We start from the raw sequence: 2019 nt of genomic DNA on the forward strand, positions 1-2019 counted from the left end.
GCGTACGCCCCGCATCACCCCGGCGACGGCGTACGCGCTCGGCGTGCTCCACGCCGACCAGCGGCACGAGGTGGAGGCGGCCCGGTTCGCGTTCCAGCAGGCCTGGCAGAAGCGGCCGGTCAGCGCGCCGTGACGGAATCCGTGGGAGGTGCCCCGGCGGTGCGCGCGGCCGGCTGCGTGCTCTGGCGCCGCTCCGCCTGCGGCACCGTCGAGCTGGCCCTGGTCTTCCGGCCCAAGTGGTCCGACTGGTCCTGGCCCAAGGGGAAGGTGAAGAAGGGGGAGACGGCCCGCGCGGCAGCCCTGCGCGAGGTGCAGGAGGAGACCGGCCACACCTGCCGGCTCGGACCCGCTCTCCCGACCCTGCGCTACGTCGACAACGCGGGCCGGGACAAGGAAGTCGCGTACTGGGCCGCGGAGTCGACCGGCGGCACCTTCGCACCCAACGACGAGGTCACCGCGTTGCTGTGGCTGCCACCGGCCGAAGCCCACGCCCGCCTGACCCACCCCCGGGACAAGGAGCTGATCACCCCGGCCCTGGCGGCGATCGGCTCCGACCGGCGCGCGGGGGACTGACGGCTAGGGCCTGTCGTTCGGATCAGGTCGGCTGTGGGGCACGTCGCCTTTCGCGACGCCGGCATGATCCGAACGACAGGCCCTAAGCGTGCGGGGCCCAGAAGGCGACCAGTGTCCCGACGCCGTGCTCGACGCCCCGCCAGGAGCCGTCGAAGGTGAGCACGGCCAGCGCGGACGTGGGGAAGCCGCTGCGGTTCATGCGCGCCAGCAGGTCGCCCTCCGCCTCGCCCGCGAGGGCGTCGGCGAGCGCGTGCGTGCCCGGGTTGTGCCCGATCAGCACCAGGTCGCGGACCTCGTCGGACACCTCGTTCAGCACGGCGATCAGCTCACCCGTCGACGCCTCGTACAGGCGCTCGTCGTAGACCGTCCTGGGCCGCTGCGGCAGCTCGGGCGCCACCAGGCCCCAGGTCTCCCGACAGCGTGCGGCCGTCGAGCACAGCGCCAGGTCCGGGGTGATGCCGGAGCCCGCGAGCCAGCGTCCGGTGGCGGGCGCGTCCTTGCGACCGCGGTCCGCGAGCGGACGCTCGTGATCGTCTCCGTCGGACCACTCGCTCTTCGCATGGCGGAGGATCACCACACGGCGGAAGGTGTCATCGCTCATGGCAGCTCATCGTGGTGCACGGACGGCCGCCGGGAGGGCGGACGGCGCCGGATTCAGCCGAGGGGGGCACGTCCGGCCGTCCGCCGGTGACGGCCGGCGGCTGTCGGTGAGGGCCGGTGGCTAACGGCCCGCCGTGTGGGCCTGTGCGTCCGCGCGGGCCTGGCTGCGGGCCCGGCGGGCGGGGCCGCGCCAGCCGCAGCTGCACCGGGCCGTGCAGAAGGGGCCCTGCTCGGTCGTCGTCGTGAGGTGCTCCTGTCCGGTCCGGGCATGCTCCGGCCCGTCCTCCGGTACTGCCGTGACTGCCACGCCGACAACGGTACCCAGGCCGCGGGCACAGGGTCGGTCCGGATTCCGTATGCCCCGCCGTGCGTGACGGCGCGTGACGGCACCCCCTACCCGTCGTTAACCGAGCGACAGGGGGCCCGTGACGGACACACCGGCTGGGGGTAGGCAGGCGATGGATCGGCGGCAGCACAGGCGCGCGGGCAGCACCGTCCTCGCGGTCGGCATCCTCCTCGGCCTCGGGACCGGCGCCACGGGCTGCTCCGGCCGCGGGGCCGCCGCCGAGGACGTCAAGGGCCCGGGCGACCCCGTCGGCACCCTGCACCGGGCCGCCGACGCGCTGCGCGCCGCGGGCAGTTCCAAGGCCGGCACCTCGATGGAGATGGCCACCGGCGGCACCCGGGTCACCATCCGCGGCAGGGGCGTCTACGACTACCGGCACCGCCTCGGCCGGCTCACCGTGATGCTCCCCGAGGACCCCACGGGCGCCTCCGAACACCGGCCCATCACCGAACTGCTCACGCCCGGCGCCCCGGTTCTTCATGTACAGCGCGCCGGGCGTG

General features: G+C 74.6%; 3 protein-coding genes and 2 pseudogenes. 3 read left to right on the plus strand and 2 right to left on the minus strand.

Annotated features, from left to right (window positions below):
* Both CCN44_RS46490 and CCN44_RS25180 read left to right on the plus strand, forming a co-directional pair.
* Positions 1-133: pseudogene (locus CCN44_RS46490) on the plus strand (CHAD domain-containing protein); the annotation flags it as partial.
* A gap of 26 nt (positions 134-159) precedes the next feature.
* Positions 160-573 carry an NUDIX hydrolase gene (locus CCN44_RS25180; RefSeq protein ID WP_237482988.1) on the plus strand — a complete coding sequence of 138 codons (414 nt, stop codon included), beginning with the start codon at positions 160-162 and terminating at the stop codon, positions 571-573.
* An 82-nt stretch (positions 574-655) separates the two neighbouring features.
* Here the strand turns inward: CCN44_RS25180 and CCN44_RS25185 are convergent, their stop codons facing one another.
* Together CCN44_RS25185 and CCN44_RS25190 are read right to left on the minus strand one after the other, a co-directional pair.
* A complete protein-coding gene (locus tag CCN44_RS25185; protein WP_059251207.1) occupies positions 656-1174 on the minus strand; it encodes a SixA phosphatase family protein in 519 nt (172 codons plus the stop codon).
* Between the two features lie 120 nt (positions 1175-1294).
* Positions 1295-1480: a hypothetical protein gene (locus CCN44_RS25190; protein ID WP_079081063.1), complete on the minus strand. Its 186-nt coding sequence runs from the start codon at positions 1478-1480 to the stop codon at positions 1295-1297.
* Positions 1481-1631: 151 nt separating this feature from the next.
* Here CCN44_RS25190 and CCN44_RS25195 point away from each other — a divergent pair.
* Positions 1632-2019: pseudogene (locus CCN44_RS25195) on the plus strand (hypothetical protein); the annotation flags it as partial.

The sequence above is a fragment of the Streptomyces tricolor genome, assembly GCF_002155905.1.
In the GTDB taxonomy this organism is placed as follows: domain Bacteria; phylum Actinomycetota; class Actinomycetes; order Streptomycetales; family Streptomycetaceae; genus Streptomyces; species Streptomyces tricolor.

What these genes read in the sequence shown, in the direction of transcription:
- CCN44_RS25185 (WP_059251207.1), bottom strand. Translation starts at nt 1,174, where the DNA reads ATGAGCGATGACACCTTCCGCCGTGTGGTGATCCTCCGCCATGCGAAG.